This window comes from Thioalkalivibrio sp. ALMg11 (genome assembly GCF_000377905.1).
Taxonomy (GTDB): domain Bacteria; phylum Pseudomonadota; class Gammaproteobacteria; order Ectothiorhodospirales; family Ectothiorhodospiraceae; genus Thioalkalivibrio.
The window spans coordinates 225042-251630 of sequence record NZ_KB898874.1 but is presented as its reverse complement, the minus strand read 5'-3'; the positions used below and the strand labels follow the sequence as shown (position 1 = coordinate 251630).

The window sequence follows — 26589 nt, the reverse complement described above, 5'->3', positions numbered from 1 at the left end:
GGTATACTTCCTAGACTTCAGCTCGCCGGCGGGCCCTGTACATACGAGGGCATGGACATGGAAAGCGCGCATTTTGCGCTCGACATCACCGCAGCCGAGTTCAATGCTCTGGTCGAGGATTTTCAGCGGGACATGCGCTGAAACGATATTTCCTACGGACTGGAAAACCAGGTCCTGGCCCTGCTGGTGCCGATGAAACCGACGTTATTCGGCAGTAGTGCGCGGGCATGAGGTCAGGAGCCGCCGGGCGGTGGCTCCTCGACCAGCTCGCGATGAACGATCACGGCGTTCGCGCCCGGCCGGATGTGTTCGCCACGCGCCTCGAAATGCGCACGAGTGACCGCTGCCCCGTAGAGCAGGATCAACGAGGAATAGTTGACCCAAATGAGCAGTAATGCCAGCGAGCCGGCCGCTCCATAAGTGGAGGCAGTCGCGGTATTGGCGATGTACATCGCGATCAGCGAACGGCCCACGGTGAACAGGATCGCGGTAATAAAGGCGCCGGCCAGCACATCGCGCCAACGCAGTACAACATCGGGAAGGACCTTGAAAATCGCGGCGAACAGCAGCGTGACGATGATGAGGGAAACGAAGATTTCCATGCCTTCCATGGCCCAAATCGGCACCGGCAGCCACTGGTCGGCAAAGTTCATCACGACATGCATCGCCACGCTGAGCAGCAGCGACACCATCAGCACGAAACCGATAGCCAGCACGATGGTTAGCGACAGTACGCGTGCCTTGAAAAAGATCCACAGGCTGTTTTTCGACGGGCGCGGTGCCACGTCCCATATCTGGTTGAGCGATTGCTGCATCTGGGCAAAGACAGTGGTCGCACCGACGACGATCGCCACAATGCCCAGCAGCGTCGGCCAGATGCCGCTCTGCTCGATCTGGGAGTTGACGACTGCAGTCTGCACCACCTCGGCAGCCTGCGGCCCCAGCACTTCCTCGAGCTGGGCCATTAGTTCGCCCCTGGCAGCCTGCTCGCCCAGCACCAGCCCGACGATGGCCACCACAACGATGATGACCGGGGCGATCGAGAAGACGGTAAAAAATGCCAGAGCAGCGGCATAAATGAAGGCCTGGCTTTGCAGCCAGTGTCCTGCCGCCGCAGCAAGGATTGCCCCCCAGTATCGCAGCGGCGAGGGAATCTTTTGCACGATGCGCTCTTTGATGAGCCTGATACGCTCTTTCATGACCCAAGCATCTCGTAGATAACGGGGTCGGACCATGTTAACTGATGGAAACGGCGAAGGAAGACGCCGAATTGGGGCCCGAGTTTTGGCTTAAAACTGCAATTTCTGTCTTCAAATGGCCATTCCAGGGAGGGAGGCCACAAAGGTCTCCGGGCCGCAACCTTGGCGTTTGCCCTTTCTGAAGCGGATGTACGCCGAGCCGGTGATTGTTTCCTCTCAGGATCGGGTGCGATCCAGACTCCGTGGCGGTACCTGTTCTCCGTGCCCTGGGTGTACCAGGGAATGGAGTCGGAGTTGGCTCGCGGTGCATTGGAGTCGGATCGGATCCAGGGACGGGCGGCGGACCTGCGAGCGCGCAAGGGGGTCTAGGCTCGGATTTGTCAGGCCGGCATACGGGCAGAAGGCAATGGCATAAGGTGGGGGTTGCCCCCGGGTACGCTGGTTCGCTTTCTCGGGGCGTGCATCAAACGATAACCGGCGTGGGAGTCAGATCCGGGCGGATTAGTCGTCGGCGTTGTCATCCTTGTCTTTCTTGCCGCTCGGGGTGATGGTCCGTCCGACAGCGGCTGCGGTCTTGCCGGTTGCCTTGACGGTCCCGGTAGTGACACTGACGGCGGCGCTGCCGGCCGTGCTGGCGACCTTGACTGCCGTGCAGCCACTGGCCATCGGCAGGGTCACGGCGAGGATGATGAGCGCGCGCGTGAAATGGTGCTTTGGCATTGGGAAGCCTTTCGGCATGGATATGGGCAACAGGTTAGACCGATCCCCGGAACCTGAAAAGGGACGTGTAACCACCAAGTAGCGATGTGCCTTTCCGGGACATGCCCGCCGTGACTCCGCGGGCCGCCGCCAGGGGCGGTTCGGCTCGGGTCTGGTTCCGGCGGGGTGGGCGGCAAGGGCGGATCGAGCGTTTTGGAGGAGCTCACGGTGCATGTGGAGCGGGGCTGAGTCGGGTTCTACTCGCCTTGCACCGTGATCGTAAGCTTGCGCGTGTGGGCGGCGTAGCGGTGTTCCCAGAGGAAGAGGCCCTGCCACTGGCCGAGGATCAATCGGCCCTGGCCGACCGGCACGGTCAGGTCGTTGTGCGTGAGCATGGCGCGGGCGTGGGCGGCCATGTCGTCGTCGCCTTCCATGTCGTGGCGGTAGGCGGGGTCGCCGTCCGGCGCCATGCGTTCGATCAGGGTCTCCAGGTCATGGCGGACGTCGGGATCGGCGTTCTCGGTGACGAGCAGGGAGGCGCTGGTGTGATGCTGGAAGACGTGGCAGGTGCCGGTGGTGATGCCGGAGGCGCGCACGATGTGCTCCACGGCGGTGGTGATGTCGTGGGTGCCGCGGCCTCGGGTCTGCTGGGTCAGGGTGTCCTGGTAGACGGCCATGCGCTTCCTCGAATGCAAACAAAAAAGCGCCCGTAGGCGCTTGATTGGTCGTTCTAAATTGGTGGAGGCGGCGGGAATCGAACCCGCGTCCGCAAGACCTCCGCCTTCGGCTCTACATGCTTATTCTGTCTTTTAATTTAACCAGCGACTACCCGACAGGCAGGGAATGTAGCTGGCGATCCCGGTTTAGTTTTAATGGATCCACGCCGGGCGCGCTTCACCACGAGCTTATGAGAGTCGACGCCCGATACTGGACGCATAAGCACGGCTCCAGTCGGACGGCATCTACCGGTTTTTAAGCGGCGAGTGCGTAGTTGTCGTCGTTGGCAACTATTTTTTTGCAGTGGTTTTTACGAGGTCCACTACAGCCTCGGCATGCACCTCAGGTTTCGCGACCCGCGTCGAAGCCATGTCGCCCCCAAGTACTACATGGACAGGGTAACGCATCGGGAGTTCCTCAACCAGCGCAATTGCGGTCACGTACCGGTCCCGCGCGGCAGGCGCCTCCGGTACAATGCGCGGCTTTCGGTACGTCCGGTTTCGAGGAAGCGCAATGCGGGTTGTGGAAGGGGGCGCGGCGGTCTCGCCGTTTCGGCTGCGGGCTCTGGAGGCAGGGCTGCGGGCAAGCGTACCGGGCGCCGGCCCGCTGGCGGCACGGTTTATCTATTTCGTGGAGACGCGCCGCCGGCTGGGGCCGGACGAGGAGGCGGTGCTGGCGCGCCTGCTGCGCGAGGGCGACGCCTGGGAGGCCCCCGAGTTTGCGGTGGAACGCGAACTGGTGGTGATCCCGCGCTTTGGCACGATCAGCCCGTGGTCGTCCAAGGCCACCGAGATCGCCCACCATGCCGGGCTGGAGGACGCGGTCGAGCGGATCGAGCGCGGCATCCACTGGCAGATCGGGGGCGAAGCGGCGGCGAGCGCAGATCTGGAGGCGCTGGCCGACCTGCTCCACGATCGCATGACCGACGCGGTGATCGAGGACCCGGCGGCCGCCGCCCAACTCTTTCACAACGAGACGCCACGGTCGTTGGGGCGTGTGGAGCTGGGCGAGGATGCCCGCGCGGCGCTGGAGCGCGCCAATGGCGAGCTGGGCCTGGCACTGTCCCCTGACGAGATCGATTACCTGGCCGATGGGTTCTCCGCGCTGGGGCGCGCGCCGACCGATGCCGAACTGATGATGTTCGCGCAGGCCAACTCGGAACACTGCCGCCACAAGATCTTCAATGCAGCCTGGGTGCTGGACGGTGAGGCGGATGAGCGCACGCTGTTCGGCATGATTCGCCAGACCCATGCACGCCATCCCGAGGGCGTGTTGTCCGCCTACAGCGACAATGCATCGGTGATCGCCGGGCATGAGGGGGCGCGCCTGACGCCGGATGCGATTACCGGCGAGTATCGTCGCGAGTCGCTGGATCTGGCGATCCTGATGAAGGTCGAGACCCACAACCATCCGACTGCGATCTCGCCGTTTCCCGGGGCTGCGACCGGCTCCGGTGGCGAGATTCGCGACGAGGGCGCCACGGGGCAGGGGTCCAAGCCCAAGGCGGGGCTGACCGGGTTCTCCGTGTCCAACCTGCGGATCCCGGGCTTCGAACAGCCCTGGGAGCGGGATTTTGGCCGTCCTGGCCGGATCGAGAGCGCGCGCCAGATCATGCTGGACGGCCCGATCGGCGCGGCTGCGTTTAATAATGAGTTCGGGCGGCCGGCGCTGGCTGGCTACTTCCGCACCCTGGAGATGGCGCTGCCGGATGCCGCGGGTGGCGAGACCCTGTACGGCTACCACAAGCCGATCATGCTGGCCGGCGGGGTCGGCTCGATCCGGGGCGAGCATGTGCACAAGCAGGATGTGCCGGCCGGTACCCCGATCGTGGTCCTGGGCGGTCCGGCGATGCTGATCGGCCTGGGCGGCGGGGCGGCCTCGTCCATGGCGAGCGGTGCGAGTTCGGAGCAGCTGGACTTCGCCTCGGTGCAGCGCGGCAACCCGGAGATGGAGCGGCGCTGTCAGGAAGTGATCGACCGTTGCACCGCCCTGGGTGCCGGCAACCCCATCCTGTCGATCCACGATGTGGGTGCGGGCGGCTTGTCCAACGCCATTCCGGAGATCCTGGATGACGCCGGGCGCGGCGGGGTGATCCAGTTGCGCGACCTGCCGACGGCCGAGCCGGGGCTGTCGCCGATGGAGCTGTGGTGCAACGAGGCGCAGGAACGCTACGTGCTGGCGATTGCCAGCGAGCATCTGGAGACCTTCCGTACCCTGGCGGCGCGCGAGCGCGCCCCGTTCGCGGTGGTGGGCGAGGCCACGGACGAGGGGCACCTGAAGGTCGAGGACGACCTGTTCCACGAACCGCCGGTGGACATGCCCATGGGCATGTTGCTGGGCAAGATGCCGTTAATGACCCGCGAGGACCAACGCCGGGCGCCGCCGGTGACGGACTTCGAGCCGGAGGCCTGTCCGTTGGCGGAGGCCCTGGAGCGCGTGCTGCACATGCCTTCTGTCGCGGCCAAGCACTTCCTGATCACGATCGGGGATCGCAGCGTGGGTGGTCTGGTCGCGCGCGATCAGATGGTCGGTCCCTGGCAGGTGCCGGTGGCGGACTGCGCCGTCACGCTGACGGATTTCGATGGGTATACCGGCGAGGCGATGGCCATGGGCGAGCGCACGCCGCTCGCGATCCTGTCGGCGCCGGCCTCCGGGCGCATGGCGATCGGCGAGGTGGTGACCAACCTGGCCGGGGCCGATATCGACGGCACGCAGGCGATTCGCCTCTCGGCCAACTGGATGGCGGCCGCCGGGGTGCCGGGCGAGGACGCCAACCTGTTCGACACCGTGCGCGCCATTGCCGAGGACCTGTGCCCGGCACTGGGGATCTCGATCCCGGTAGGCAAGGACTCGCTGTCCATGCGCACGGTATGGGAGACCGAGGACGGGCAGGCGCGGCACATGCACGCGCCGGTATCGCTGATCGTGTCGGGCTTTGCCCGGGTCGCGGATGCACGCCGGACCCTGACGCCGCAGCCTGACCCGGCGGCGGATGACCGGCTGTGGCTGATCGATCTGGGCGAGGGTCACGCGCGCATGGGCGGCTCGGCGCTGGCCCAGGGTTACGGGCATGTCGGCGAGACCGCTCCGGACGTGGTGGACGCCGGTCGTCTGCGCGCCTTCTTCGACGCCATCGGCACCCTGCGCCGCAATGGCCTGTTGCGCGCCTACCATGACCGCTCCGACGGCGGACTGGTCACCACGTTGCTGGAGATGGCCTTTGCCGGGCGTTGTGGGCTTGATGTGGAGATCCCCGGTGGCCAGCCGGTAGCGGCCTGGCTGTTTAACGAGGAACTGGGTGCGGTGGTCCAGATGGCCGCAGGCGCCGAGTCGGCGCTGCGCGACGCCCTGGCGGAGGCCGGGCTGGAGGCGCACCTGCACCCGGTGGCGCGCCTGCGCGAGGATGAGCAGATCGTCATCCGCCAGGACGGGCGGGATCTGTTCGCCGGTGACCGTGCCGGTCTGCAGCGTCAGTGGCAGGCGACCTCGGCGCGGATGCAGCGGCTGCGTGACGATCCGGAGTGTGCCGACGAGGAGCTCGCACGGGTGGAGGCCGATGGTGGTCTGCAACCGCGGGTGAATTTCGATCCGGCCGAGGATGTCGCCGCGCCGATGATCGCGCGCGGCGAACGTCCGCGCATTGCGATCCTGCGCGAGCAGGGGGTCAACGGGCAGCTGGAGATGGCGGCGGCGTTCGAACGCGCCGGGTTTGCCCCGGTGGACGTGCACATGACCGACCTGCTGGACGGGCGCCAGGACCTGGGTTCGATGCAGGGGATGGCGGTCTGCGGCGGGTTCTCTTACGGCGACGTGCTGGGTGCCGGTGGTGGCTGGGCGCAGACCATCCTGAATCATCCGGCCCTGCGGGATGCGTTCCAGGGCTTCTTCGAGCGCCCCGAGACCTTCACGCTGGGGGTCTGCAACGGCTGTCAGATGCTTTCGCATCTCGCACCGCTGGTCCCGGGGGCCGATCACTGGCCGCGCTTCGTGCGCAACCGTTCCGAGCAGTTCGAGGCGCGCCTGTCGCAGGTGCGCATCGAACCAGGCCCGGCGGTGCTGCTCGATGGAATGGCCGGCTCGGTGCTGCCGGTCGTGGTCTCGCACGGGGAGGGGCAGACCCGGTATGCCGATGGGGTCCCGGTTCACGATCAGGCCGCGTTGCGCTACGTAGAGGCCGATGACACCCCGGCAACGGTTTATCCGGCCAACCCGAATGGCTCCGCCGGCGGGGCCACGGGGTTCGCCAGTGAGGATGGGCGCGCGCTGATCATGATGCCGCACCCGGAACGGGTGTTCCGCGGCGTGCAGCACAGCTGGCACCCGGCGGACTGGGGCGAGGATGGCCCGTGGTTGCGGCTGTTCCGTAATGCCCGGGTGTTCGTTGGCTAAGGCCTCGATGGTCTATAACGGAAACATTTGTTCCGGCGACGAGGGAGGCGGGAGCGCACATGGATGACGCCAGTCAGGACGAGTTCCTCGGAGATGACCTGCGTGTGACGACCGCGCTGATGATCGGTCCGTCGGCCCGGCCCGCTACCGATCCGGTGCTGGCGCAGCGCCTGATCGAGAGCCTGGACCTGTTCGACGACGCGCACCCGCGCGGGGCGATGCCGCATGAGGACGAGTCCTCGCCCGAGGTGCAGCGCCTGGAACACAAGCTGGATCTGTTGTTGCATCTGGTCGCGGAGTCACTCCACCCCGATCGCCCCGATCCGGTAGAGGTGACGCTCAGTGGTCACGGGATTGCGCTGCCAGCGGGCACGTTGCCGGAAGATTGTGACCGCGTGGAGGTCTATCTCAGCCGCCTGTTGCCCCAGCCCTGCGTCCTGGGCGTCGAAAGTCCGACGACACGCGGAGGCCTGCAGATGACTCGCTGGACAGGGGTTGAAGGTCCCCTGGAAGAGGCGATTGGTCGCTGGATCTTCCGGTTGCATCGCCGCGAAGTCGCCGAGAAACGCCAGAAAGTTGACGGCAATCGCAAATAGGCTGGATACTGTGAACTCGATCACACCATTGGATGCCGGCCGGGACTTTTCTCGGGTGGGGGCATCCGTTCGCGGCAATCGGGGCACAGCGGTATGCGGGATGCGGGGGAACAACAGCAGGCGATGCGCATTGCACTCAGCGGCGATGCGGGAGCCGCGGACGCAACACGGGCGATCCTGAACTGCCTCGGTTGCGTGGCCGAGACCCACAGCAACCCCACTGACCTGATGGACGGCACGTCCGCCGCAGCCGTGTGGCTTTGCGGGCCCGCCGCCGACCTCTCCGCGCGGCTGCAGGGACCGCGCGGCGATTCGGCGCTGATTGTCGTGCAGCCGACTGATGGTGGCCAGGTGCAGGCCGACGGAGTGGACTGCATCGTCGAGCATCCGCTCTCGATTGGCCGGGTTTCTCAGGTCCTCCAGTGGCTGCGCTTCGGTCGCGAGCCGGGGTACGACGATATCCCCGGGCTGGTTGGGTCGCATCCGACCATGCAGGCGGTCAAGCGCCTGGTCGGGCAAGTGGCGCGGACCGATGCCACCGCGCTGATCCTGGGCGAGACCGGATCCGGCAAGGAGGTCGTGGCCCGCGCGATCCACAATGCCTCCGAGCGCGCGGACAAGCCGTTTGTGGCAGTCAACTGCGGCGCCATCCCGGCGGAACTGCTGGAGAGCGAGCTGTTCGGCCACGAGAAGGGGGCATTTACGGGCGCCTTCACCGCGCGCGCCGGCCGTTTTGAACTGGCCGAGGATGGCACGCTGTTCCTGGACGAGATCGGCGACATGCCGTTGCCGATGCAGGTGAAACTGCTGCGCGTATTGCAGGAGCGGGTGTTCGAACGGGTCGGCTCCAACAAGTCGATCCCGGCCCGCGCGCGAATCATCGCGGCCACCCACCGGAATCTGGATGACGCGGTGGCGGATGGCAGCTTCCGGCAGGATCTTTTTTTCCGCTTGAGTGTATTTCCGATCGAGCTGCCGCCGCTGCGCGAACGCACCAGCGACATGCCGCTGTTAATCGCCGCTCTGGAAGACCGGCTGCGCGAACAGGGCATGGCCCCCGCCCATCTGACGCCGGCGGTGGTTGCCCACCTGGGGCAACTCGAGTGGCCGGGCAATATCCGCGAGCTGGCGAATCTGCTGGAGCAGATGGCCATCATCTATCCGGATTTACCGGTGGACCTGGCGCAGCTGCCACGGCGGGTTCGTCCGGACGGGATCGAGGATCTGACCCTGCCGCCGACCACGCCGAAGGGTCTCGAAGGTGGCTCCGCTGCGGGCGCGAACCTGCTGGCCGGTGGTCTGCCACCGGAGGGCGTCGATCTGCGCAGTTTCCTCAACGACCTCGAACGCGACATGATCACCCGCGCCCTGGACGAGACCGGGCACGTGGTGGCGCGCGCCGCACGCCGTCTGGGCATGCGTCGGACCACCCTGGTTGAGCGCATGCGCAAGTTCGGGCTGGGCAAGGCCTGAGAAGGCGCGGATGCGGGCGTGAACGCACCCGGAAATCGGTGTTTTCAATGGGACGGAATCCCGTCACCTGATGGAGCCGAAACCGGCAACCCTCGCGTCATAGGCTTGACGGATCCCGCGTCGAGCCAGAAAAAACCTATATAACTCAATAGCCTGTTTGAATGGCTCGATTTTTGCTGGATCTCTCCCGAATCGATACGGGAAGACCTTCATGTCGCGAGCCACGATCCTGCTGGTGGATGCCGAACCCGTGCTGCGAGAGGCCGTGGTCCAGGTGCTGGCCACGATCCCGCGGGTGCGTCTGCAAACGTGTACTGCCGATGAGCTGGTGCAATCTGTGGAGGTGTCCGCCCCGGCGGTCATCCTGCTGGCGCACCCTGCGGAGCTGTCCCTGGATGCCCTGCCGCATGCCACGGCAACTCTGGCGGCAGTCAGCCGCGAGGCGAGCCAGGATCAGGAACTGGCCGCAATGCGACACGGGCTGGAGGCCCACTTCGCGCTGCCGCTTATGGCGGAGGAGCTGGCCGGGTGGCTGCGACCGCGGGTGCGGCCGGAGCCGTCGCTCGAGGTCCCTGCATTGGTGACACGCAGTGCCGTGATGCGCGGGATCGATCGCTTCGTTACGCGAATTGCCGGCAGCACGGCGACGGTCTTTGTTACCGGTGAGTCGGGGGTGGGCAAGGAAGTCCTGGCGCGTCAGCTGCACGCGCGCTCGCCGCGGCGGCGCGGACCATTCGAAGCGATCAACTGTGCCGCACTCCCCGAGGCGATGCTCGAGGCCATGCTGTTCGGGCATGCCAAGGGGGCCTTTACCGGCGCGGTCGAGGCGCGACCAGGCAAGTTTGTGCGCGCCGACGGCGGCACGCTGCTGCTGGACGAAGTGACGGAGATCCCGGTGCATTTGCAGGCGAAGCTGCTGCGTGCGCTGCAGGAGCGCGAGGTCGAGCCGCTGGGTGGGCGGCGCCCACAACGCGTGGACGTGCGCGTGATCGCCACCTCCAATCGGGATTTGCGCGAGGCCGTGGCCGAAGGGCATCTGCGCGAAGACCTGTACTACCGCCTGAACGTGTTTCCCCTTTGCATCCCGCCACTGCGCGAGCGTGCGGAGGATATCGTGCCCTTGGCCGAGGCCTTGCTCCGACGTCTGAGTGGCGGTCGGCTCCAGGCCCTGGACGACGGCGCACAGCGACGGCTGCGCGAACACGACTGGCCGGGCAACGTGCGTGAACTGGCGAACGTGATGGAACGCGCGGTCACGCTGCATGACAGCGCGGATCCGCGGGTGAGTGCGGAGTCGGTTTGGCTTGATGCGGACATGGTGAACCCCTGGAGTACCGGGGCGGGCGAGGTGACCACCGGGGCGCATTCGATGCCGGATGACGAGAACCCGACACCGATGCTGGAGCAGACCCTGCAGACGCAGGAGAGCCGGGTGATTATGAACGTCCTGCGCGAATCCGGTGGGCGCCGCAAGGAGGCCGCCGACCGGCTGGGAATCAGCCCCAGAACATTGCGTTACAAGATTGCGCGTCTGCGCGAGCACGGCTTCGCGGTGCCCGCGTCGGGCTAATGTTTGGCCGTCTGGCATATGGATTGCTTGAGAGTTTCCATCGAATACGAGAATACGACGGGCCCGTCCTGGTCGGTCGACCGGCGTAACGAGACGCCCCGGGGGTAGTGATCATGAGCGAGATGCAGATCCAGAACGTCCTGCAGCAGATGCGTCAGCTGACGCAGGCCAACGGCGTGGACAACGCGAATGCGGCCCAGCAGACGCGCGAACCCCAGCGCGCCGGCGGCGCGGACTTCCAGAATGTCCTGACGGAGTCGCTGCGGGGTGTCAATCAGGTGCAGCAGCAGGCGACCGATCTGCAGACGCGCTTCGAGCTGGGCGACGAGAATGTGAGCCTGCCGCAGGTGATGACCGCGATGAGCAAGTCCGGTATCGCCTTCGAGGCGACCAACCAGGTGCGCAACCGTCTGCTGACGGCGTATCAGGAAATCATGCGGATGCAGGTCTGATCGGCCGATCGGGCTGAGGGAGAGAACGGACGATGGCCGACAATGCACAATCCCTGCCCGCGGTGGTGACCGGCGGGATCAAGGAGTTTAACGGGATGTCTGCGGGCCGCCAGCTGGCCCTGATCGGCATGCTGGCGGGTGCCATTGTGGTGATCGTGGCGCTGCTGTACTGGGCGCTCCGCCCGACCTACGTACCGCTGTTCCCGCGCATGGATGCGGAGGATGCGGCGGAGGTCGTGCAAGTCCTTTCGCAGGCCGGTATCCAGTATCAGGTCGATTCCATGACGGGGCAGGTGAAGGTGCCCCAGGGCGAGGTGGCTGGCGCGCGGCTGCAGTTGGCCGGCGAAGGGTTGCCGCGTTCCGGCGACATGGGCTTCGAGCTGCTGCAGGAGGATACCGGCCTGGGTACCAGCCGGATGATCGAGGGGGCGCGCCACCACCGGGCGATGGAGGGCGAGCTGGCGCGTACCGTGGCATCGCTGGACGCAGTGGACCGGGCGCGTGTGCACATTGCCGAGGGTGAGCAGTCGGTGTTCGTGCGTGATCGGCGCCCGGCCAGCGCGTCGGTGGTCGTGCATCTGCGCGGCGGGCGGTCCCTGAGCGACTCGCAGGTCGGCGCGATCGTGCATCTGGTCGCGTCCAGCACCTCTGATCTGGATCCCGATCGGGTCACCGTGGTGGACCAAAGCGGAAGGCTCCTGACCCAGGATGGCGGCGAGGCGGGGATGGGTGGTAGCGGCGACCGTCTGAGTTTCACCCGCGACGTGGAGACCCGCTATACCGACCGTATCCGTGACCTGCTGATTCCGATTGTCGGGCGCGACAAGGTACGGGTGCAGGTAAATGCGGACATCGACTTCTCGAGTGTCGAGCGCACCGAGGAACTGTATGACCCCGAGACGATTGCCCTGCGGTCCGAGCAGACCCGCGAGGACGAGCGCACGGGGCCCGAGGGCGGGATCGGCGGTGTCCCCGGGGCGCTGACCAACCAGCCGCCCGCTGGCGGGGTTGTTGGCGAGGAGGGCGAGGAGGGTGATGGCCCGCCCGCGGCGCTCCCGGGCAGCCGCAGCACCAATATCACCCGCAACTACGAGGTGGATCGCCGCATTAACCATATCCGCGAGATGCCGGGTGGCGTGCAGCGCGTGTCCACGGCCGTGGTGGTGGACTTCCGTCAGGACGTCAACGAGGACGGCGAGACCGTGCAGGTGGCGAGGGATGCGGAGGAACTGCAACGGATCGAGGCGCTGGTGCGCGAGGCGGTTGGATTCAATGCCGAACGCGGGGATACGATCAATGTGGTGACGGCCCCGTTCGAGGCGCCCATCGAGGCGCTGCCGGCGGACGAAATCGCCTTCTGGGAACAATCCTGGTTCCTCGAGGTGGTCAAGATCGTGGCGGCATTGCTGCTGGCTCTGATCATCCTGTTGACGGTGGTGCGTCCGGCGATGAAACATTTGATGAAGCGGCCGGCCCCGCCGCCGCGGCGCGAGGAAGAACGCGAAGCGCTGACCGACGAATCCGGGGGCGGCGCGATGGGCATGGGGATGGGCCAGGGCGAGGGTTCGGCCGTGGCCGCGCTGACGGGTCCCAAGGGTCCGGATCAGCAGGAGATGGATCTGGATGCCGTGCGCGAGATGGTCCGCGAGGACCCCAAGCGCGTGGCACAGGTGATGAAGACGTGGTTGGGTGACGATGGCCGCTGACAAGAACGCCAAACAGGAAGGTGCCGAGCGCGCCGCCGTGTTCATGATGAGCCTCGGCGAGGAGGCCGCGGCCGAGGTCATGCGCCATATGGGGCCCAAAGAGGTGCAGAAGATCGGCACCGCCATGGCCGCGATGGACCGGATCTCCCGTAGCGACGTCAACGCCGCGCTGCACGAGTTCTCGACCCACGTGCAGGAGCAGACCGCCCTCGGTGTGGGAGCGGACGAATATGTACGCAGCGTCATGGAGAGCGCGCTGGGTGACAAGGCCTCGGGCCTGATCGACCGCATCCTGCTGGGGCGCAACTCCAAGGGGATCGAGGCACTCAAGTGGCTGGACCCGCGTGCGATCGCCGACATGCTGCGCAATGAACACCCGCAGATCGTTGCCATCGTGTTGTCGCATCTCGACTCCGACCAGGCATCGGACACCCTGCAGTACCTGCCGGGCCGCGTGCAGTCGGACATCGTGATGCGGATTGCGACCATGGACGGCGTGCAGCCTCAGGCCCTGCAGGAGCTGGACGAGATCCTCGACCGTCAGCTTTCCGGCAATGCCGCGAGCAAGACGTCGATGCTGGGCGGCGTGCGTTCGGCGGCCAACATCATGAACCTGATGGAGGGCTCGCGGGAGGCGGAGATCATGGACACGATCAAGGAGTCCGATTCCGATCTGGGTTCGCGCATCGAGGAAGAGATGTTCGTGTTCGAGAACCTGGTGGAGATCGAGGACCGCGGTATCCAGACGCTGATGCGCGAGATCCAGACGGAATCGCTGGTGCTCGCCATGAAGGGTGCCGACGACGACATGAAGGACAAGATCTTCCGCAACATGTCCAAGCGCGCCGCCGAGATGCTGCGCGAGGACCTCGAGGCCAAGGGCCCGGTCCGGGTCAGCGAGGTCGAGGCCGCACAGAAGGAGATCCTGTCCGTAGCCCGCCGGCTCGCGGAGAACGGCGATATCGTGCTGGGTGGCGGTGGTAGCGAGGCGATGTTGTGACCGACGCCCCGGCGGCCAGGCTTTACACCGACGCGGCGGCATCGCGGTGGGAGCCGCCGGAGATTGGCGACAATGGGATCCATCCCCCGCGTCGCCTGCCCACGGCCGCCGAGATCGAGGCGATCGAGGACGAAGCACGCAAGAACGGGTTCGAGGGTGGCTATGCCGAGGGGCATGAACTTGGCAAGCAAGAAGCCGAGAAGGCCACCCGGGCGCGCGAGGACAAGAAACTGCGGGAGACGGTGGCCCAGCTTGAATCCGTGGCCGGGGGGCTTGCCGACCCCCTGGCGGATGCCGCCGATGCCCTGGAGCCGGAGTTGCTGGCGCTGGTGACGGCGCTGGCGCGCAAGGTGGTCCAGAGCGAGCTGGAGACGCGACCGGAGCAGATCCGGACGGTCCTGGAGGGGGCATTGGCCCAGCTTCCGGGGCGCAACCAGGAGGTGCGGGTGCACTTGAACCCGGAGGACCAGGCGCTGGTCGAGGCCTACGGCGAGCGGGCGGATGCGCGGATCACCTGGGTCCCGGACCCGGGCCTTGCGCGCGGTGGTTGTCGCCTCGAGTCGGGCGCGGCGAGTGTCGACGCAAGCCTCGAGCGGCGGCTGCAGCACGCGGTGGAAGCCCTTTGGGATGGCGAGTATCCGGAGACGGATGGCGCGCCGGATGAGGAAGATAATCAGCCCGCCGATTCCGTGGACAGCGCGGCCCCGGAGGATTCATGAGTACCCCGATCGACGAGGTGCGCCGCAAGGGCCGCGAACGGCTGAGTAGCGGCCTGCTGGACCGTCTGCAGCAGTCGCGCGGGCGGGTCGAGCGGGTCAATCCGCCGCAGTCGGAGGGCCACCTGTCGCGCCTGACCGGCCTGACGCTGGAAGCGGAAGGCCTGCGCTTGCCCATTGGGGGGCGCGCGCTGATCCACGGCGAGAACGGAGACACGGTGCCGGCCGAGGTCGTCGGCTTCCAGAATGAGCGTACCTTCCTGATGCCCGAGGAACTCGCGGCGGGCCTGACGCCCGGCGCGCGCATCGAGCCGCTGGACAACCAGCGTCAGATTCCGGTCGGGGAGGGGCTGCTGGGCCGGGTGATCGATGCCAACGGGCAGCCGCTGGACGGGAAGGGCCCGATCCGTACCCATGATTTTGGCCTGCTGGCCGGCCGGCCGATCAACCCGCTGCAACGCGCACCGGTGCGGGAGCCGCTGGATGTCGGGATCCGTGCAATCAATGGCCTGCTGTCGGTCGGTCGTGGTCAGCGCCTAGGTCTGTTCGCCGGATCCGGGGTCGGCAAGAGTGTGCTGCTGGGGATGATGACCCGCAACACGACGGCGGACGTGATCGTGGTGGGCCTGATCGGCGAGCGCGGGCGGGAGGTGAACGAGTTCATCCACGAGATCCTCGACGAGGAATCGCGCACGCGCACGGTGGTGGTCGCGGTGCCGGCCGACCAGTCGCCGCTGTTGCGCCAGCACGGGGCCTGGGTGGCCACTGCGGTTGCGGAGCATTTCCGCGATCAGGGCCTGCACGTGCTGTTGCTGATGGATTCCCTGACCCGCTTTGCCCAGGGCGCCCGAGAGATCGCGATGGCGATCGGCGAGCCACCGGCTTCCAAGGGCTATGCGGCATCGGTATTCGCGCGCCTGCCGCAACTGGTGGAGCGTGCCGGCAACGGCGACGTAGGTGGCGGCTCGATTACCGCCTTCTACACCGTGCTGGCCGAGGGCGATGACCAGAACGATCCGATTGTGGACGCCGCGCGCGCGATCCTGGACGGCCACGTAGTGCTCTCGCGCGAGGTGGCGGAGACCGGGCGTTACCCGGCGATCGACGTTGGCGCATCGATTTCGCGCGTGATGTCCTCGCTGATCTCGCCGGAGCACGAGCGCGCAGCGCGGCGCTTCCGCGACCTTGCCACGACCTACATGCGCAACCGCGATCTGATCGCGGTGGGGGCCTATCGCAAGGGCGCCGACCCGCACCTGGACGAGGCGGTGGTGATGCACGAACGCCTGGAGGCGTATTTGGCGCAGGGTCGCGAAGAGGCCATCGGCTTTGACCGGTCGCGGGATGACCTGTTGGCGCTGGTCGGCGGGGCGGCATGAACCCGAAGCGCCTGGAACGACTGTTGCGCCTGCGCCGGATCGAGGAAAGCGAGGCGACCCGGCAGCTGGGCGAACGTCTGCAGCAACTGGATGGCATCGCCGGTCAGCGCGAGCGCCTGGAAACCTATCAGCGCGAGTATCTGCAGGCGACCCTGCCGGATGACGCCAACGCCCTCAAGTGGCTGGCGGGCATGCGCGACCAGTTGCGCTCGGCGCTGGAGCAGCAGGATCTGCGGATCCAGGCGGCGGAGTCGCAGGTGGAGACCGCGCGCCAGGAGTGGCTGGAGCGTCACCGCAACAGCCTGTCGCTGGAGAAGCTGCTGCAGCGCCGGAAGGCCGAGACGGCGCTGCACGACGCCCGGCGCCAGCAGACCGAACAGGACATGTGGGCGACCCGCCAGGCCTATGCGCGCGAGGAAGACGCCCGTTGGCAGGGTTCTTGAATGGACCGTGAATATCGATTGAGGCAAGGGCCCGGGGATGACCCCGGTATACCGAGGATCCGGACATGATCGCGACACAGAACACCGGTCAGGGCATGCTGCCGCTGCTGCAACTGCTGGGCGGTGGGGGCTCACTGCAGGACCTGGACGAACTGAAGGGGCTGAAGGGCAAGGACGGGGAGGGGTTCCTCGCGGTCCTGGAGCCGCAGATGGAGGCCTTGCTGGCGAACTTGGGCGTGCCCGCGGACGAGCTGGAAGGGCTGGATCTGGAGGCCATGCTGGCGCGACTGCAGAATCTCCTCGACGGGCAGGAGTTCGCCGCGGGCGACGAGGCGGGTGGCAAGGGCTTGCCGGTGGCCAGCCTGATGGCAGCAGTGCAGGAACCGGGGCGTGTGGACGCGGCCCGCGGGGAGGCGGGCGCCTCTGGCCGCGGTGGCGCCGAGGGCCAGGCGTTGCCGGTCAAGCCCCTGCCTGCGGCCGTCATGCGCCTGTTTGTCGAGGCCAGCCAGGCGGCGGGCGGTCGCGACGGCCTGGCCGCATTGAAGCCCGAACTGCTTGGCGTCCAGGGCGGGTTGTCGCGGGAGAACGTGCTCGATGTCCTCGCCCAGTGGATGACCCAGGGCGGGGACGACGAGTCGCGCCGCGGGCGTACGGATCCACTGGGTGGCGTCCTGCCGGCCCTCGCCGGTGGGCAGGCCGAGGGGGCGGAGGCCGCGCGCGCGTTGCCGCGACTGGACCTGACCCGGCTCCTGCAACAGCCCAATGGGGCCCGCGAGCTGGCCGACCAGGTGCGCATGCTCGCCCAGGCACAGGGTGGGCGAACCGAGCTCAAGCTGCATCCCCCGCAGCTGGGCAGTCTGGATATTCGGGTGCTGGTCGAGGGTGACCGCACAAGCATCCAGTTCATCAGTGCCAATCCGGTGACCCGCGAGGTCCTGGAGGCGGCCATGCCGCGCTTGCGCGACAGCCTGGCCGAAAGCGGGCTGATGCTCGAGGACGCGACCGTTTCTGACCAGGCGGCCGAGGAGCAGGCCGAGCAGGATGAACGCCAGGCAGCCGCCGAGGCCGCTTCGGAGCTGGCCGAGGCGGAAGACAACGAGAATGAGGGCAGCACGCTCTCGATGCTGAATCGGCGCCTGGATCTGTTTGCCTGAGTCGCGCCGGGCGCCGCCCGGTCTCGTGATATCGGGTTGGCCGCCAACGGTGTAGTTTTTGCCCCATGCGGTACATGTTCGCTGCCGTAGCGCTTTCCCGCGACTGCCGCCAAGATTCCGTCTTTCCCGCGCGGCGGGCGGCCGATTCTTGACGTTATCGGCCGTGCCTTTCCCCGAAGTGTCCTTCCGCCCCCTCCAGTATTGGCTTCTAACTATCGGATAATGCGATAGAAAGACTATGCTGGCATCCGCCTTGCTAAGGTCTTTGCCGAGAGCAAATCCTCGGTTTACCGGACAGCGAGTGCGACATGGCGGATAAAGAAGTCAATCTGGACGACGACGAAGGCGGCGCCCCCAAGAAGGGCGGCATGGGCAAGCTGATTCTGCTGTTGCTGATCGTGATCCTGCTGGTGGGTGGTGGTGCCGCTGCGGCCTGGTTCTTCCTGGTTGCGGGCGACGATGACGCCGAACAGGTCGAGGAAGGCCCCCCCGAGCGCTTCTACACCAGCCTGGAGCCGATGACCGCGAACATTGATGCACCGGGCCGCATCCGCTATCTGCGTGCCGAGGTGAGTCTGGTGACCCACGATGCGCCGGTGATCGAGGCGTTGGAGCGGCATATGCCGGCGATCCGCAACGACATCCTGGGCATCCTGTCGGAACAGCGTTACGAGGATCTCAATACGCGTGGTGGCAAGGACGCGCTGGCGGAGGAGCTGAAGGAAGCGATCCGCGGGATTCTGCGCTCGCGGGATGCGCCGGACGCGGTCGAGGCCGTGTTGTTCAACGAACTGGTGATGCAGTAGGAGCCCGGTTATGGCGCAGGCGGATATCCTTAGCCAGGACGAGATCGATGCCCTTCTGCATGGTGTGGACGACGGGGACGTCGAGACCGAAGACCCGTATCCGAGTGACGGTGAGGCGCGGGACTTCAACTTTGCCACGCAGGATCGGATCGTCCGTGGGCGCATGCCCACGCTGGAGATGATCAACGAGCGCTTTGCGCGTCAGCTCCGGGTCCGTCTGTTCAACGTGCTGCGCCGCTCGGCCGAGATCTCGGTGGTCGGTACCCGTATCACCAAGTTCTCCGAGTACATGCACTCGCTGTTTGTGCCCACCAGCCTGAACCTGGTGCGTGCGCATCCACTGCACGGCACCGGGTTGTTCGTGTTCGACCCCAAGCTGGTGTTCATCCTGGTGGACAACTTCTTCGGCGGCGACGGTCGCTACTACACCCGCATCGAGGGGCGTGACTTCACCCCGATGGAGATGAAGGTGGTCCACGGCGTGCTTGAAGGCGCCTTCGAGGACATGCAGAAGGCCTGGCAGCCGGTGATGGAATTAAAGTTCGAGTTCCTGAACTCCGAGGTCAACCCGCAGTTCGCGAACATCGTCTCGCCGACCGAAATCGTGGTCATCAGCGAGTTCCACATCGAGCTCGACGGCGGCGGCGGCAATCTGCACGTGACCCTGCCGTACTCGATGATCGAGCCGATCCGCGAGCAGCTGGATACCGGGATCCAGTCGGATCGCTCCGATGTGGACCAACGCTGGATGCACGCGCTGCAGGAGGAGATCCAGACCGCCGAGGTCGAGATCAGCTCCATGCTGGCGCAGACCGAGGTCACCGTGCGCGAGCTACTGGATATCCAGCCGGGCGACATCATCCCGGTAGACCTCCCCGAGAAGATCACCTTGCAGGTCGAAGACATCCCGATGTTCCGCGGGAAGTTCGGCGTATCCAATGGCATGAATGCGATCCAGGTTTCGGAACGCATCATCAAACGATAGAGGGCGCAGCATGGCTGACACCGACGATCCCAAGCAGGACACCCGCACCCCGGATGAAGAAGGGGTGGAAGAACAGACCACGGCCGAGTCGGAAGGCGGTTCCGACGACCAGGCGCTGGCCGACGAATGGGGGGCCGCCCTGGCCGAACAGTCCGCCCTGGCCGAACAGAAGGGCGACGAAGAGGCCGCCGACCCGGACGCCCTGCTGAACGAGGCGCAAGGCGGTGGGGGTGCCGCGTCCGCGCAAGAGGCGCCGAAGACCGAGAAGAAGGAACGCAAGCACAAGCCGGATTCGGCCGCGGAGGCGCTGCAGCCTGAACAACTGTCGGGCGTGGTGCAGGGCGACGGCGAGGAGATGAACCTGGAGATGGTGCTGGACGTCCCGGTGACCATCGCCATGGAGATCGGTCGCACGCGCATCCCGATCCGCAACCTGCTGCAGCTGAACCAGGGCTCGGTGGTGGAATTGGACCGTCTGGCCGGGGAGCCGCTGGACGTGCTGGTGAACGGCACGCTGATCGCTCATGGCGAGGTCGTGGTGGTCAACGAGAAGTTCGGTATCCGGCTGACCGATGTGATCAGCCCCAGTGAGCGCATCCGCAAGCTTAAATAGCCATGAATCCACGTAATACGCGCATATCGGCCGTCGTCCTGGCGGCCGTCACGGGGACCCTCTGGCCTTTGACTGCCCTTGCGGAGGGTGGCAGTGGCGGGGCCGCGGCCTATCTGACCCAGTTAATCGGCGGTCTGGTACTGGTGATCGGCGCCATTGTGGTGCTGGGCTGGATCCTGCGCCGGACCCAGGGCGGGTTGAACCGCGGCTCGCAGGTGATCGAGATCGTCGCGGCACGCTCGGTGGGCACGCGCGAGCGTCTGGTGCTGGTCCAGGTGGGCGATGAACAGGTGCTGGTGGGCGTGGCGCCCTCAGGCATGCGCACCCTGCACACGATGCGCGAGCCCGTGGTGGCGCCGGCAGGTGAGACCCCGGACTTCTCCAGTGCGCTCAAGCGCGCCGTGACCCGCCGGGCTCCGCACGGTAGCAGCGAGCGGGGGCAGTCGTGATGGCGCTGTTCCTGCGGTTCGCGCTGGCACTGGGCCTGCTGCTCCTGCCGGGCCTCGCCGGGGCCCAGGTGGCGCAGGGCATCGAGGCCCTGACGGTGACCACCAACGGAGACGGGGGCGAGACCTACTCGGTCACGCTGCAGATCATCCTGTTGATGACGCTGCTGACCCTGCTGCCGTCGATCCTGATCATGATGACCTCCTTCACCCGGATCATTGTGGTGCTGGCGATCCTGCGCCAGGGCCTGGGCACGACCCAGACACCCTCGAACCAGATCCTGATCGGTTTGGCCTTTTTCCTGACCCTGTTCGTGATGGCCCCGGTGCTCGACGAGATCTACGAGACCGCGTTTGTGCCCTACGTGAACGAGGAGATCGGGACGGAGGAGGTGATCGAGGCGGGGGTGCAGCCGTTGCGCGAGTTCATGCTGGTGCATACCCGCGAGAGCGATATCGCGATGTTTGCCGAGATCAACGGGATCGACGGATTCGAGGAGGCGGATGACATCCCGTTGAACCTGCTGGTGCCGGCGTTCATTACCAGCGAGCTGAAGACCGCATTCCAGATTGGCTTCCTGATCCTGATCCCGTTCCTGATCATCGACCTGGTGGTGGCCTCGGTCCTGATGTCGATGGGGATGGTGATGCTCTCCCCGCTGATTATCTCGCTGCCGTTCAAGGTGATGCTGTTCGTTCTGGTGGACGGCTGGGCGCTGATGATGAACACCCTTGCCACCAGTTTCTTCGTGTAGGAGAGCGCGATGACACCCGAACTCGTTGTGGACATCGGTCGCGAGACGCTGACCGTGGTGGTCCTGCTGGCCGCGCCGCCGCTGCTGACGGCGCTGGCCGTGGGTCTGACCATCGGGATGCTGCAGGCAGCGACCCAGATACAGGAAATGACCCTGTCGTTCATCCCCAAGCTGCTGGCGATGTTCGCGGCGCTGCTGATTAGTGGGCACTGGATGCTGGCGTTGTTGATCGACTACACCGAGCGCCTCTACGAGGGTGCGCCGGGGATGGTGGGGTAGGCGTATGACCCTGGCGGCGGAACAGCTGGTGCTGTGGGTGGGGGCGGTCCTGTGGCCGTTCGCCCGCATTGGCGCCATGCTCGTCGCCATGCCGATCTTCGGGGCGGATACGGTCAATGCGCGGGTGCGCATGGGGCTGGCGCTGCTGCTGGCGATCTTCGTGGCCATGCAGGGCCCGGTCCTGCCGGATATCGATCCGCTCAGCCTGGAGGGCGTGCTGGTCACCCTGCACCAGATCGCGATCGGCGTGTTCATGGGTTTCATCCTGCAAATGGTGTTCTCGGCCGTGACCCAGGCGGGCGAGGTGGTCGCACTGGGCATGGGCCTGGGTTTTGCCTCGATCATGGATCCGGCCCAGGGCGTGCAGGTCCCGGTGGTCTCCACCATCTTTGTGATCTTCTCGACCCTCCTGTTCCTGGCGATGAATGGCCATCTGATCGCTCTGGAGCTGATGCTGACCAGCTTCGAGACCATGCCGATCGCGCCGACCGGTCTGAACGCCGAGGCCTTCTACGCCCTGGTGGGCTTCGGCTCCACGATGTTTGTGGGAGCGGTGCTGGTGGCGTTGCCGGCGGTTGCCTCGCTTCTGTTGGTGAATATCTCCATGGGGGTCATCACTCGCGCGTCCCCGCAACTCAACATCTTCGCGGTGGGTTTCCCGATGATGATCCTGATCGGGTTCGTACTGATGATGTTGATCCTGCCGGGCCTGCCCGAACGCTTCGGCGAGCTGATGCTCGAGGGCTTCAACCTGATGCAGACCCGGATGGGCTTCTGAGATGGCCGAGAACGAGAGCGGACAGGAAAAAAGCGAAGAGCCCACTCCGAAACGCCTTCGCGAGGCGAAGGAGAAGGGTCAGGTCCCGCGCTCGCGCGAGCTGAGCACCTTTCTGGTGCTGATGGCGGGCGGGAGCTTCCTGCTGATGTACGGCCCGAATATGGGCGCGCAACTTACTGAACAGATGAGCAGTCGCCTGGATTTCGAACGCGAAATGGCCTACGACTCGTCGCTGTTATTGCCTTATCTGGCCGATGAGATCTTCCGTACCCTGCGGACCCTGTTCCCGTTGTTCGGCGTACTGATCGTAGCCGCGGTACTCGCGCCGATCGTGATCGGCGGCGCCAATTTTTCCTGGAAGGCCGCCGCGCCCAAGGCCTCCAAGCTGAATCCCGGGAAGGGCCTCAAGCGAATCTTCTCCTGGCAGGGGCTGATGGAGTTCGGCAAGACCTTCGCCAAGTTCGTACTGATCAGCAGTGTCGCGGTCGCCGTGCTGGCCACCTTCTCCGACCGGCTGCTGATGCTCGGCTACGAGCCCATCCATCAGGGCATTAGCCATGCCGCCCAGCTGGTGCTGGGAACCTTCATCGCGGTGTCCGCGGCGCTGATCGTCGTGGCGGCCATCGATGCGCCGTTCCAGATGTGGAATCACCAGAAACAGCTGCGCATGACTCGGCAGGAAGTGAAGGATGAGTACAAGGAGACCGACGGGAAGCCGGAGGTCAAACAAAAGATCCGCCAGTTGCAGCAGGAGATGGCGCAGCGGCGAATGATGGAGGAGGTCCCCAAGGCCGACGTGATCATCACCAACCCGACCCACTATGCCGTGGCTATCGTCTACGAGGCCTCGCGCATGGCGGCACCGAAGGTGGTGGCCAAGGGCGTCGACGAGGTGGCCGCCTCGATCCGTGCAGTCGGGGACGAACACGCGATCATCCGCGTCGAGGCCCCGCGCGTGGCCCGCGCCATCTACTTCACCACCGATCTGAATCAGGAAGTTCCCAACGGTCTGTTCGTGGCCGTGGCCCGCATCCTGGCGTACGTCTACCAGCTCAAGCGGGCCGATGCCGAGGCGCAGATGCCGGATGACCTGCCGGTGCCCGAGGACTATCTGGATCCTGACAAGCAGCGCGGCAAGCGGAGGGATCACTAATGGCCTTCTTTGACCGTTTGGGTAACGTCGGCAAGTGGGGTCTGGGGGCGCCGATCCTGCTGATCGCGATGCTCTCGATGATGGTGCTGCCGCTGCCGCCGGTGGCGCTGGACGTGCTGTTCACCTTCAATATCGCGCTGTCGCTGGTCGTGATCATGGTTGCGGTGTACACCCCGCGGCCGCTGGAATTCGCAGTCTTCCCGACCGTGTTGCTGGTCGCCACGCTGCTGCGCCTGGCGCTGAACGTCGCCTCCACCCGCGTGATCCTGTTGGAAGGCCACACCGGCACCGATGCCGCCGGCAAGGTCATCCAGGCCTTCGGCGACTTCGTGGTCGGTGGCAACTACACCGTGGGGCTGGTGGTGTTCGCGATCCTGATCATCATCAACTTCGTGGTGGTGACCAAGGGGGCCGGGCGCGTGTCCGAGGTCAGCGCACGCTTCACCCTGGATTCCATGCCGGGCAAGCAGATGGCGATCGACGCCGACCTGAATGCCGGGATCCTCAGCCAGGAAGAGGCGCGTAAGCGCCGCGAGGAGATCGCCAGCGAGGCGGACTTCTACGGCTCCATGGACGGTGCCTCCAAGTTCGTTCGCGGTGATGCGATCGCGGGGATCCTGATCCTGTTCGTGAACATCATCGGCGGGCTGACTATCGGTGCGGTGCAGCACGGCATGTCGATCGGCGATGCCGCCACCAACTACGTGCTGCTGACCATTGGCGACGGCATCGTTGCCCAGATCCCTTCGCTGGTGCTGTCCTCCGCCACCGCGATCATCGTGACCCGCGTGACCAGCAGCCAGGACATGGGCCAGCAGGTCTACGGCCAGATGTTCTCCAACCCGCGGGTCCTGTACGTCGCCGGTGGCGTGATCGGCGCGCTGGGCCTCGTGCCGGGCATGCCGAATGCCGTGTTCCTGGGACTGGCGGCGCTGATCTTTGGCTGGGCCTACCTGCTCAAACGCCAGGGCCGCGAGGTCGAGGCGGAGGTGGAACGCATCCCTCAGGGAGACGAAGGCGGGACTCGTTCGGAGGATCGCGACCTGACCTGGGAAGATGTCCCGCCGGTGGACCTGGTCTCCCTCGAGGTCGGCTACCGCCTGATCCCCTTGGTGGACCGCACCCAGGACGGCCAGCTGATGGGCCGGATCAAGGGCGTGCGCCGCAAGCTGTCGCAGGAGCTCGGCTTCCTGCTGCAGCCGGTGCACATCCGCGACAACCTGGAGCTGAGCCCGAACGCCTACCGGATCAGCCTGCTGGGCGTCACTGTGGCCGAGGCCGAGGTGTTTCCCGATCGCGAACTGGCCATCAATCCGGGCGAGGTCTTCGGCACCGTCCCGGGTACCCCGACCAAGGACCCGACCTTCAACCTGGATGCCCTGTGGATCGATCCTTCGGATCGCGACCAGGCCCAGGGTGCCGGTTATACCGTGGTCGACTGTTCGACGGTGATTGCGACGCATCTGTCGCAGGTGTTCCGCGAGAACGCCCACCGCCTGATCGGACACGAGGAGGCGCAGCATCTGCTGGATCAGTTGGCGCGCCATTCGCCGAAGCTGGTGGAGAACCTCGTGCCCAAGACGCTGTCGTTGTCGATCGTGCTGAAGGTGTTGCAGAACCTGCTGGCGGAGCAGGTCTCGATCCGCGACCTGCGGACGATCGCCGAAACCCTGGCAGATGACGGGGTGAAGAGTCAGGATCCCGGCACTTTGACAGCTGCCGTGCGCGTCGCGTTGGCGCGTTCCATCGTCCAGGACCTTGTAGGACCGGAGGATGAGCTGCCACTGATCGCCCTGGACCCGTCGCTGGAACAGCTCTTGCATAAGTCCCTGCAGGGCAGCTCGGGCGGCACGGTTGGACTGGAGCCCGGGCTGGCGGAACGGCTGCAGCGTTCGGTTGCCGACGCGGCGCGCCGCCAGGAGACAGCCGGTCAACCGGCGATCCTGGTGGTGGCACCGGAGATCCGTTCCTGGATAGCCGGCTGGTTGCGCGGCGCGGTTCGCAGCCTGACCGTCCTGGCGTTTACCGAGATCCCCGACAACCGGCGGATTCGGGTAGTGGCCACGGTCGGTCAGGAAGAAACGCAGAAGCAGTCCGCATGAGACATAGGGGTTCCGCCGCGTGAGCGGCGCAGGAGATCAAAGCATGAATGTCAGACGATATCGGGCCCGGGACATGCGCGACGCTATGCGTCAGGTGCGCGAACAACAGGGAGAGGATGCCGTGATCCTCTCCAGTCGCCGGGTGGATGGCTGGCTGGAGGTGGTCGCCGCCCTGGAGGATGGCGAGTCCTCGGAGCCGGTTCGCGAGCAGGAGGTTGCAAACCCGGCCCGCGAGGCACGTACCGCCGACCGCGCCCCGAATTCGGCGGCGCCTTCCTGGCCGGCCGACCCCGAGCTCACGGCGATGCGCCAGGAGTTGCGCGACCTGCGCAGCCTGATGACGCGTCAGTATGCGGAGAGCGACGAGGCCCGCTGGGCGGCCCGCCATCCGCTGGCTGCGGAATGCAAGGCACGCCTGATCGATCGCGGCTTCAGTGAATCGCTGGCCCGCAGTCTGGCTGGTAGCATCCTCGATGACAGCTCCCCCGAGCAGGCTTGGGAACGTCTCCGCGCGCGCCTTTCGGGCGCGATTGCCACGCATCGCCCGTCGATCCTGGACGAGGGTGGGCTGCTGGCGATGGTGGGGCCGACCGGGGTCGGAAAGACCACCACGCTGGCACGGATCGCGCTGCGCCAGATCCGTCGGATGGGACCGGATTCGGTTACGCTGGTGACCCTGGATAGCCAGCGCATCGGTGCAACACGGCAGTTGCAAGCCTTCGCTCAGATGGCGGGGATCTCGGTGCGCGTGCTGCAGAATGCGCGCGAACTGCGCGAGTTGGCGCGGCGCGTGGACGATGGCCACCTGATCCTGGTGGATACCGCCGGGCAGGCGCCGCGTGCGGTGGAAGAAGAGTCGCTGTTCGCACACCTGCCGCCGGATATCCGCGGCGAGAGCTGGTTGGTCGTGTCGGCCACGACTCAGGGCAGTACGTTGCGGCGGGTACTGGAGGCATTTCGCAAGGCGGATCCTTCGGCGTTGGTGCTGACCAAGCTGGACGAGGCGGAACAGCTGGGCGAGGTCCTGTCGGTACTGCTGGATCAGCACCTGGGACTTGGGTTCGTGAGCGATGGCCAGCGCATCGCCGAGGATTTTCACCGGGTCGATACGGGGTATCTGACCCGCATGGCGCTGGACGACGACGCGGAGGGCGCGCGCGCGGCTGGCAATGCACGCGA

The 26589-nt window shown here is 65.9% G+C and carries 23 protein-coding genes, 1 other RNA gene and 1 pseudogene; 21 read left to right on the top strand and 4 right to left on the bottom strand.

Annotation, left to right across the window (positions count from 1 at the left end):
- Window positions 1–233: 233 nt before the first annotated feature.
- From D578_RS0108695 to ssrA, 4 genes are all read right to left on the bottom strand, one after another.
- Window positions 234–1199 (bottom strand): YihY/virulence factor BrkB family protein, encoded by a 966-nt coding sequence (locus D578_RS0108695; protein WP_018949579.1) that lies wholly within the window; start codon window positions 1197–1199, stop codon window positions 234–236.
- A 501-nt stretch (window positions 1200–1700) separates the two neighbouring features.
- A complete protein-coding gene (locus D578_RS0108690; RefSeq protein ID WP_018949578.1) occupies window positions 1701–1919 on the bottom strand; it encodes a hypothetical protein in 219 nt (72 codons plus the stop codon).
- 236 nt (window positions 1920–2155) lie between these two features.
- Window positions 2156–2575 carry a secondary thiamine-phosphate synthase enzyme YjbQ gene (locus tag D578_RS0108685; RefSeq protein WP_018949577.1) on the bottom strand — a complete coding sequence of 140 codons (420 nt, stop codon included), beginning with the start codon at window positions 2573–2575 and terminating at the stop codon, window positions 2156–2158.
- A 59-nt stretch (window positions 2576–2634) separates the two neighbouring features.
- Window positions 2635–2995: a transfer-messenger RNA gene (ssrA, locus tag D578_RS15435) on the bottom strand.
- A 133-nt stretch (window positions 2996–3128) separates the two neighbouring features.
- Here ssrA and purL point away from each other — a divergent pair.
- From purL to flhF, 21 genes and pseudogenes are all read left to right on the top strand, one after another.
- Window positions 3129–7004: a phosphoribosylformylglycinamidine synthase gene (purL, locus tag D578_RS0108680; RefSeq protein ID WP_018949576.1), complete on the top strand. Its 3876-nt coding sequence runs from the start codon at window positions 3129–3131 to the stop codon at window positions 7002–7004.
- A 59-nt stretch (window positions 7005–7063) separates the two neighbouring features.
- Window positions 7064–7600, top strand: a complete 537-nt coding sequence (locus D578_RS0108675) for a PilZ domain-containing protein (RefSeq protein WP_018949575.1) — start codon at window positions 7064–7066, stop codon at window positions 7598–7600.
- Window positions 7601–7693: 93 nt separating this feature from the next.
- Entirely contained in the window at window positions 7694–9073 is a 1380-nt protein-coding gene (locus tag D578_RS0108670) for a sigma-54-dependent Fis family transcriptional regulator (RefSeq protein ID WP_018949574.1), read from the top strand.
- A gap of 211 nt (window positions 9074–9284) precedes the next feature.
- Complete coding sequence (locus D578_RS0108665; protein WP_018949573.1) at window positions 9285–10643, top strand: sigma-54-dependent Fis family transcriptional regulator; 1359 nt, start codon at window positions 9285–9287, stop codon at window positions 10641–10643.
- 113 nt (window positions 10644–10756) lie between these two features.
- Window positions 10757–11095 (top strand): flagellar hook-basal body complex protein FliE, encoded by a 339-nt coding sequence (fliE, locus tag D578_RS0108660; RefSeq protein WP_018949572.1) that lies wholly within the window; start codon window positions 10757–10759, stop codon window positions 11093–11095.
- 32 nt (window positions 11096–11127) lie between these two features.
- The gene (gene fliF / locus D578_RS0108655; RefSeq protein ID WP_018949571.1) at window positions 11128–12801 is read left to right on the top strand and encodes a flagellar basal-body MS-ring/collar protein FliF; all 1674 of its coding nucleotides are present in this window, start codon (window positions 11128–11130) and stop codon (window positions 12799–12801) included.
- On the top strand, window positions 12791–13801 hold the full coding sequence (fliG, locus tag D578_RS0108650) for a flagellar motor switch protein FliG (RefSeq protein ID WP_018949570.1): 1011 nt from the start codon (window positions 12791–12793) through the stop codon (window positions 13799–13801). Before fliF ends, fliG begins: the two co-directional genes overlap by 11 nt.
- Window positions 13798–14520 (top strand): FliH/SctL family protein, encoded by a 723-nt coding sequence (locus D578_RS0108645; RefSeq protein ID WP_018949569.1) that lies wholly within the window; start codon window positions 13798–13800, stop codon window positions 14518–14520. Before fliG ends, D578_RS0108645 begins: the two co-directional genes overlap by 4 nt.
- Window positions 14517–15896 carry a FliI/YscN family ATPase gene (locus D578_RS0108640; protein ID WP_018949568.1) on the top strand — a complete coding sequence of 460 codons (1380 nt, stop codon included), beginning with the start codon at window positions 14517–14519 and terminating at the stop codon, window positions 15894–15896. The genes D578_RS0108645 and D578_RS0108640 overlap by 4 nt, the downstream gene beginning before the upstream one ends.
- A complete protein-coding gene (fliJ, locus tag D578_RS0108635; protein ID WP_018949567.1) occupies window positions 15893–16339 on the top strand; it encodes a flagellar export protein FliJ in 447 nt (148 codons plus the stop codon). Before D578_RS0108640 ends, fliJ begins: the two co-directional genes overlap by 4 nt.
- Window positions 16340–16404: 65 nt before the next feature.
- Window positions 16405–17493, top strand: coding sequence for a flagellar hook-length control protein FliK (locus D578_RS0108630; RefSeq protein ID WP_018949566.1), 1089 nt, complete (start codon window positions 16405–16407; stop codon window positions 17491–17493).
- 308 nt (window positions 17494–17801) lie between these two features.
- Window positions 17802–18299, top strand: a complete 498-nt coding sequence (gene fliL / locus D578_RS0108625) for a flagellar basal body-associated protein FliL (protein ID WP_018949565.1) — start codon at window positions 17802–17804, stop codon at window positions 18297–18299.
- A 10-nt stretch (window positions 18300–18309) separates the two neighbouring features.
- Entirely contained in the window at window positions 18310–19284 is a 975-nt protein-coding gene (gene fliM / locus D578_RS0108620; RefSeq protein WP_018949564.1) for a flagellar motor switch protein FliM, read from the top strand.
- 10 nt (window positions 19285–19294) lie between these two features.
- Complete coding sequence (fliN, locus tag D578_RS0108615) at window positions 19295–19897, top strand: flagellar motor switch protein FliN (RefSeq protein ID WP_018949563.1); 603 nt, start codon at window positions 19295–19297, stop codon at window positions 19895–19897.
- A gap of 2 nt (window positions 19898–19899) precedes the next feature.
- The gene (gene fliO / locus D578_RS0108610) at window positions 19900–20346 is read left to right on the top strand and encodes a flagellar biosynthetic protein FliO (protein ID WP_026289262.1); all 447 of its coding nucleotides are present in this window, start codon (window positions 19900–19902) and stop codon (window positions 20344–20346) included.
- Entirely contained in the window at window positions 20346–21098 is a 753-nt protein-coding gene (gene fliP / locus D578_RS0108605; RefSeq protein ID WP_018949561.1) for a flagellar type III secretion system pore protein FliP, read from the top strand. The genes fliO and fliP overlap by 1 nt, the downstream gene beginning before the upstream one ends.
- 9 nt (window positions 21099–21107) lie before the next feature.
- Window positions 21108–21377 (top strand): flagellar biosynthesis protein FliQ, encoded by a 270-nt coding sequence (fliQ, locus tag D578_RS0108600; RefSeq protein ID WP_018145748.1) that lies wholly within the window; start codon window positions 21108–21110, stop codon window positions 21375–21377.
- A gap of 4 nt (window positions 21378–21381) precedes the next feature.
- Window positions 21382–22155: a flagellar biosynthetic protein FliR gene (fliR, locus tag D578_RS0108595; RefSeq protein WP_018949560.1), complete on the top strand. Its 774-nt coding sequence runs from the start codon at window positions 21382–21384 to the stop codon at window positions 22153–22155.
- 1 nt (window position 22156) lies between these two features.
- Window positions 22157–23308 carry a flagellar biosynthesis protein FlhB gene (gene flhB / locus D578_RS0108590; RefSeq protein WP_018949559.1) on the top strand — a complete coding sequence of 384 codons (1152 nt, stop codon included), beginning with the start codon at window positions 22157–22159 and terminating at the stop codon, window positions 23306–23308.
- Entirely contained in the window at window positions 23308–25410 is a 2103-nt protein-coding gene (flhA, locus tag D578_RS0108585; protein WP_018949558.1) for a flagellar biosynthesis protein FlhA, read from the top strand. The genes flhB and flhA overlap by 1 nt, the downstream gene beginning before the upstream one ends.
- 43 nt (window positions 25411–25453) lie before the next feature.
- Window positions 25454–26546 (top strand): annotated as a pseudogene (gene flhF / locus D578_RS0108580) (flagellar biosynthesis protein FlhF); the annotation flags it as partial.
- Window positions 26547–26589 lie beyond the last annotated feature (43 nt).

Coding starts and splice junctions, on each gene's coding strand:
- D578_RS0108675 (WP_018949575.1), top strand. CDS start 7,064: ATGGATGACGCCAGTCAGGACGAGTTCCTCGGAGATGACCTGCGTGTG.
- fliO (WP_026289262.1), top strand. CDS start 19,900: ATGAATCCACGTAATACGCGCATATCGGCCGTCGTCCTGGCGGCCGTC.
- D578_RS0108630 (WP_018949566.1), top strand. CDS start 16,405: ATGATCGCGACACAGAACACCGGTCAGGGCATGCTGCCGCTGCTGCAA.
- D578_RS0108670 (WP_018949574.1), top strand. CDS start 7,694: ATGCGGGATGCGGGGGAACAACAGCAGGCGATGCGCATTGCACTCAGC.
- D578_RS0108685 (WP_018949577.1), bottom strand. CDS start 2,575: ATGGCCGTCTACCAGGACACCCTGACCCAGCAGACCCGAGGCCGCGGC.
- fliJ (WP_018949567.1), top strand. CDS start 15,893: ATGAACCCGAAGCGCCTGGAACGACTGTTGCGCCTGCGCCGGATCGAG.
- fliR (WP_018949560.1), top strand. CDS start 21,382: ATGACCCTGGCGGCGGAACAGCTGGTGCTGTGGGTGGGGGCGGTCCTG.
- fliN (WP_018949563.1), top strand. CDS start 19,295: ATGGCTGACACCGACGATCCCAAGCAGGACACCCGCACCCCGGATGAA.
- flhA (WP_018949558.1), top strand. CDS start 23,308: ATGGCCTTCTTTGACCGTTTGGGTAACGTCGGCAAGTGGGGTCTGGGG.
- fliP (WP_018949561.1), top strand. CDS start 20,346: ATGGCGCTGTTCCTGCGGTTCGCGCTGGCACTGGGCCTGCTGCTCCTG.
- fliQ (WP_018145748.1), top strand. CDS start 21,108: ATGACACCCGAACTCGTTGTGGACATCGGTCGCGAGACGCTGACCGTG.
- D578_RS0108690 (WP_018949578.1), bottom strand. CDS start 1,919: ATGCCAAAGCACCATTTCACGCGCGCGCTCATCATCCTCGCCGTGACC.
- fliL (WP_018949565.1), top strand. CDS start 17,802: ATGGCGGATAAAGAAGTCAATCTGGACGACGACGAAGGCGGCGCCCCC.
- flhB (WP_018949559.1), top strand. CDS start 22,157: ATGGCCGAGAACGAGAGCGGACAGGAAAAAAGCGAAGAGCCCACTCCG.
- D578_RS0108695 (WP_018949579.1), bottom strand. CDS start 1,199: ATGAAAGAGCGTATCAGGCTCATCAAAGAGCGCATCGTGCAAAAGATT.
- fliG (WP_018949570.1), top strand. CDS start 12,791: ATGGCCGCTGACAAGAACGCCAAACAGGAAGGTGCCGAGCGCGCCGCC.
- D578_RS0108665 (WP_018949573.1), top strand. CDS start 9,285: ATGTCGCGAGCCACGATCCTGCTGGTGGATGCCGAACCCGTGCTGCGA.
- fliF (WP_018949571.1), top strand. CDS start 11,128: ATGGCCGACAATGCACAATCCCTGCCCGCGGTGGTGACCGGCGGGATC.
- fliE (WP_018949572.1), top strand. CDS start 10,757: ATGAGCGAGATGCAGATCCAGAACGTCCTGCAGCAGATGCGTCAGCTG.
- fliM (WP_018949564.1), top strand. CDS start 18,310: ATGGCGCAGGCGGATATCCTTAGCCAGGACGAGATCGATGCCCTTCTG.
- D578_RS0108640 (WP_018949568.1), top strand. CDS start 14,517: ATGAGTACCCCGATCGACGAGGTGCGCCGCAAGGGCCGCGAACGGCTG.
- purL (WP_018949576.1), top strand. CDS start 3,129: ATGCGGGTTGTGGAAGGGGGCGCGGCGGTCTCGCCGTTTCGGCTGCGG.